Source organism: Bradyrhizobium sp. Mp27 (assembly GCF_029953005.1).
GTDB lineage: Bacteria > Pseudomonadota > Alphaproteobacteria > Rhizobiales > Xanthobacteraceae > Bradyrhizobium > Bradyrhizobium barranii.
Map to the genome: position 1 here is coordinate 1 of NZ_JASAUS010000324.1, position 4,445 is coordinate 4,445.

Below are 4,445 nucleotides of genomic sequence, written 5' to 3' on the forward strand. Positions count from 1 at the left end.
CGCCCTCCCGACGCAACGACAAAACCGTAAAGCCCCGCGTTCAGCATAACCCGGCAGGAATCCACTTAAATCCAGCGGGGCGCTGTCCAAACAACCGGGGCCAGCTCTCCGTATCCGACTGCGAACTGACGGAAACATATTCGCCAGCCGCCATGGACATTGCGCCGGCAACTAGCCCGGCGATCCCGGTCAAGAGAACGTCGCTTCGAGAGACGGCAGCTGACGCCACTCCCAGGGTAAGACTGGCGGTTGAAATGATCCCATCATTGGCACCGAGCACGGCCCCTCTCAACCAGCCGATGCGCGTAACGAGGTGGGTCTCTTTGTGGAGGCGGCTCATTTGTCCAATTTCCTCTCTCCTTAGCCGTCCTGCGGAGGGCCTGATGACGGTAGGCAGCCGATGCGATACTTATTTCACCCTCGTGACGCTCGACCACGGTCACCGCTCAGGCGCGTCACGATCATTGCTTAGTCTCCGGAACTGGCGCTTCCCGTAACGATCTAAGTCAACAGGGTATTGCATAAGGGCGGCTTCTGAGTGAGCCAGGTGCTCAGAGATCACCGGTCGAGTTCAGTCTAAGCCTCGATGAGGCCGCGCTCATAACAGGCCTTTTCGTAAGGAAACACGACGGTCGGATCCGGCCTGTCGAGGCGACGGTGCTTGCCTGGATAGTTCAGCCGCCACAGTATATCGCGAATGATATTAAGTCGCGCATGATATTAAGTCGCGCATGTTCCTTGTCGCCGGCCCGGACCACGGTCCAGGGCGAGGTGACGGTGTGCGTCCGCTCCAGCATCTTGTCTCGTGCTTCGGAATAGGCCTTCCAATACTTCTGCGCCTTGGCATCGATGGGGCTCATCTTCCATTGCTTCAGGGGATCCCGTTGGCGCTCGGCGAGCCGTCGCTTCTGTTCCTGGTTCGAAATATCAAGGTAGTACTTGAGCAAGGTGATACCCGCCCGCTCAATCATTGCCTCGAAAGCCGGCACGGTCTCCAGGAATTCCTCGGTTTCCTCCTTGGTGCAAAAGCTCATGACACGCTCAACTCCCGCCCGGTTGTACCAACTGCGATTGAACAGCACGATCTCTCCTGCCGCGGGCAAATGCGAAACGTGACGCTGGAAGTACCATGAACACCGTTCCCGATTGCTTGGCGGCCCCAGCGCCACGACGCGGGTATCGCGCGGGCTTAGATGTTCGACGATCGACTTGATCGTGCTATCCTTGCCGGCGGCGTCGCGACCTTCGACGATTATGAGGATACGCTGACCGCGCTCAATCACGGAGCGCTGCAGCTTCACGAGCTCGATCTGCAGCCGGATCAGCAACGTGTGATACCGATGGCGGTTCAAATGTTTCGGGAGCGGTGGCCGTTTCTTCATGGTGTGTTCCCTCCTGGTCGCCTCAACCATCCAGGTCGGCGCGCCGACGCGACGTCCACAAATTTGCAGCTCTCCGACCAGCGGTCACTTCACACTTATCGGTCGGGTCGCATCGCGAAACCGATGTTGTGCTTGCAATTTGATACCCGTCAACATGGCCGCTCAGATGGATCGCAGCGTTCTTGCCCGATGCCTAGACCGAAAACCAGTCCGGGTTTCAGCCGTCTGGATCGGCATTTGCATGGAAACGTTCAACTCGGCCATACTTCCTAAGGGGACACCGGATAGGGGTCTGGTCAGACGGTGCCCCGATTGGAGCTTTCGTTGATTACGCTGAGGGTTCTTCACACGACGACTTATCGGTTCAACGAACACGTGCGCCTGTTGCCGCACCGCCTGATGCTTCGTCCGCGCGAAAGCCGCGAGCTTCGTCTGATTTCGAGCAACCTCACCGTGACGCCGCCTGCGGCCTTGACCTGGGCGCAGGACGTGCTTGGCAATGCAATCGCGACTGCCACGTTTCAGATGACAGCCTCCAACCTGGTAATCGCCAGCGTCGCGGAGCTCCAGCTCGACGCGGTTGCATGGCCGGTGTTCGATATTGCGGTCTCGGCTATGTCTTACCCATTCCGCTATTCCGATGACGATTGGACCGATCTCGCCGCTCTCGCTCTTCCTCAGTTCTCGGACCCGGCTGGTGTCCTGCGAAATTGGGCACAAATGTTCGTTCGAGGAAGTCGGACTGACACGCTGTCGCTGCTAAAGGACCTCAGCTTCGGCGTGTCCGAGGCTGTCCGATATCAGAGCCGCGAGGATGAAGGCACCCAAACGCCGGTAGAAACCCTCAATCGTGGCTGGGGGTCGTGTCGGGATTTCGCGGTATTATTCACTGAAGCAGCACGCATGCTCGGGTTCGGAGCCAGAATCGTCTCTGGCTACCTTTACAACCCGGAACGACAAAGCATCGGATCGATGCGGTGCGGGATCAACCCATGCTTGGGCAGAAGTCTTCGTACCTGGAGCCGGCTGGATCACCTTCGACCCCACGAATCGTAGCCTCGGTGGCTTCAATCTGATCCCGGTCGCGGTCGCGCGCGATATCCGGCAGACGATCCCTGTGTCCGGCAGCTTCGTCGGTAGCACCGGCGCCTTCGCCGGGATGTCTGTAGAAGTTCTTGTCACATCATAGATCGACCTTCGGCGGATTCCCGGTCGGCTATAGCCAATTGATTCCCGCCAACGGCAACAGCCGTTGAAGGATGGCCGCCAGGCAGATCAGCGCCACCAACAATTTGAGAAGGCCTGCCAAGCGGGATTCATTGACGAACCTGTCGATGGCCCAGAAGCAAAGTGCCCCGACGACGCAAATGATCAAGATCCCGATGATGAGTGAAAGCATGGAAGCCCCCTGTGCTGCCGCAGGCAGCGACGCGCGTGCGCCACTGCGGACGAAAAGAAAGATCGGCTCTCGCACGTGCGCAGGGCGCCGCTTCACGAGGGTCTGCGATGAACAAAGCTAAGTCTGTCCGATTGATGCGCGCTCACGTTGCGCTAGATCAATTCACGTAAGCCTTCCTGGATCATTATTACGCATTTCCTTTCCGAAGACGACGGCTGCACCCAAGGCAGCCGCGCCACTCGAAAACGCATTTGGAGATGCTGTCATGAACAAGTCGCCTAAAACTATGCTTCTTGCGCTCATCGTCGCCGGCACGCCGTGGCTCATCGTGCCTGCCGCTGCGGCGCCATTAACCTCCCCGCTGATGCTGCGCAGCGCGGTGACACCATCGGTAGAGACCGTGCAATATCGTCGCGGTTGGCGCGGCGGCTATCGTGGCGGTGCAGGTATTGGGATTGGGGCAGGCATCGCTGGCGCGCTGATCGGCGGGGCGATTATTGGCGCAACGCAACCGCAACCCTACGGCTATTACGGCTACGGTCCCGGGTATTACGGGCCGGCCTACGTCGCGCCGGCTCCCTATGTTGGTGGCGACGCGGTCGGCTATTGTGCGCAACGTTTCAGGTCCTATGACCCGTATTCCGGCACCTATGTTGGCTACGACGGCCTTCGCCATCCATGCCCGTAATGATGGTAACCGAAGTCTCGCGCTTCGATTTGCAGGCGCCTTCCCGATATTGAGTCGGCCCCACCGTGCGTCGATCGAATCAGCAACGTCTTTTTGGCTGGCGGAGCAGTTCGACGAGAGAAAGTGAAATGATCAAGGATGATCAGAGGGCGCTGGGGCGCTTAGCCAAGCATCAGTCGGAGGTGCCCGCACCGGATCCGGGCGCGGGCATCCTGGAGAGGAAGCAGGCCGATCGGTCTATCAAAGATGCCCTCGAGGACGACGAGGTGAGAGAAACACTTGGACTGCATCATCGGGGCAAGCGCCCGTAGGCGTGTTGCATGCAACTTTACACTATACCATAGCGTGAGCCCATAGGCGGAATCAGTCAAACCGACCAACCTGGAGGATTCTGAGGTGAAGATTCGGGTCGGCTACGAGATGATTTACGACTTTCCTCAGCCTACACCCATGATCATGGTGCTGGGCGCTCATTTCACGCGGGCTTCAGATGTGATTGTGCCCGACTATCTGACGACGGATCCCTCCGTTACGATCGTCCCATACCGTGATGGCTTCGGCAATTGGTGCAGCCGCATCGTTGCCCCACGCGGCCGGATGCGCCTGGCGACTGACGGTATCATTCGCGACACAGGCTTGCCGGATGTCGTTGTGCCCACGGCACAACAACACGCGATCGAAGACTTGCCGGCAGATACAATCGTCTATCTTCTCGGCAGTCGCTATTGCGAAACCGACCTACTGTCCGATGTCGCGTGGAAGCTTTTTGAGAAGGAGCCACCTGGATGGGCGCGCGTTCAGGCGATCTGCGATTTCGTTCACAATCACATTCAATTTGGCTATGAGCATGCGCGCGCAACAAAGACGGAGCTATGGCGGAATCTGGGTGATGACGGTGTGAGGAAGGCGGCGTATCGAGGCGGGTGACGAGCCTGCCAGAACCTCTCGAGGAGAGCGATACGCCATGACCGAGACT

At 58.6% G+C, this 4,445-nt stretch carries 4 protein-coding genes and 3 pseudogenes; 4 read left to right on the forward strand and 3 right to left on the reverse strand.

Features of this window, described 5'->3' with window-relative positions:
* Positions 1 to 106 precede the first annotated feature (106 nt).
* Both QJT78_RS48975 and ppk2 read right to left on the reverse strand, forming a co-directional pair.
* Positions 107 to 340 (reverse strand): annotated as a pseudogene (locus QJT78_RS48975) (VIT1/CCC1 transporter family protein); the annotation flags it as partial.
* Positions 341 to 674: 334 nt separating this feature from the next.
* Complete coding sequence (gene ppk2 / locus QJT78_RS48980; protein WP_281460780.1) at positions 675 to 1,412, reverse strand: polyphosphate kinase 2; 738 nt, start codon at positions 1,410 to 1,412, stop codon at positions 675 to 677.
* Between the two features lie 294 nt (positions 1,413 to 1,706).
* Here ppk2 and QJT78_RS48985 point away from each other — a divergent pair.
* Positions 1,707 to 2,571 (forward strand): annotated as a pseudogene (locus QJT78_RS48985) (transglutaminase family protein).
* 27 nt (positions 2,572 to 2,598) lie between these two features.
* Here QJT78_RS48985 and QJT78_RS48990 read toward each other — a convergent pair.
* On the reverse strand, positions 2,599 to 2,781 hold the full coding sequence (locus tag QJT78_RS48990) for a hypothetical protein (protein ID WP_060910078.1): 183 nt from the start codon (positions 2,779 to 2,781) through the stop codon (positions 2,599 to 2,601).
* Between the two features lie 265 nt (positions 2,782 to 3,046).
* Here QJT78_RS48990 and QJT78_RS48995 point away from each other — a divergent pair, with 265 nt between their 5' ends.
* The 3 genes and pseudogenes from QJT78_RS48995 to QJT78_RS49005 all read left to right on the forward strand — a co-directional run.
* Positions 3,047 to 3,469 (forward strand): BA14K family protein, encoded by a 423-nt coding sequence (locus QJT78_RS48995; RefSeq protein ID WP_028154417.1) that lies wholly within the window; start codon positions 3,047 to 3,049, stop codon positions 3,467 to 3,469.
* 128 nt (positions 3,470 to 3,597) lie between these two features.
* The gene (locus tag QJT78_RS49000) at positions 3,598 to 3,780 is read left to right on the forward strand and encodes a hypothetical protein (protein ID WP_028154416.1); all 183 of its coding nucleotides are present in this window, start codon (positions 3,598 to 3,600) and stop codon (positions 3,778 to 3,780) included.
* An 85-nt stretch (positions 3,781 to 3,865) separates the two neighbouring features.
* Positions 3,866 to 4,336: pseudogene (locus QJT78_RS49005) on the forward strand (transglutaminase family protein); the annotation flags it as partial.
* Between the last annotated feature and the right edge of the window lie 109 nt (positions 4,337 to 4,445).

What these genes read in the sequence shown, in the direction of transcription:
- ppk2 (WP_281460780.1), bottom strand. Translation starts at nt 1,412, where the DNA reads ATGGTTGAGGCGACCAGGAGGGAACACACCATGAAGAAACGGCCACCG.
- QJT78_RS48990 (WP_060910078.1), bottom strand. Translation starts at nt 2,781, where the DNA reads ATGCTTTCACTCATCATCGGGATCTTGATCATTTGCGTCGTCGGGGCA.
- QJT78_RS48995 (WP_028154417.1), top strand. Translation starts at nt 3,047, where the DNA reads ATGAACAAGTCGCCTAAAACTATGCTTCTTGCGCTCATCGTCGCCGGC.
- QJT78_RS49000 (WP_028154416.1), top strand. Translation starts at nt 3,598, where the DNA reads ATGATCAAGGATGATCAGAGGGCGCTGGGGCGCTTAGCCAAGCATCAG.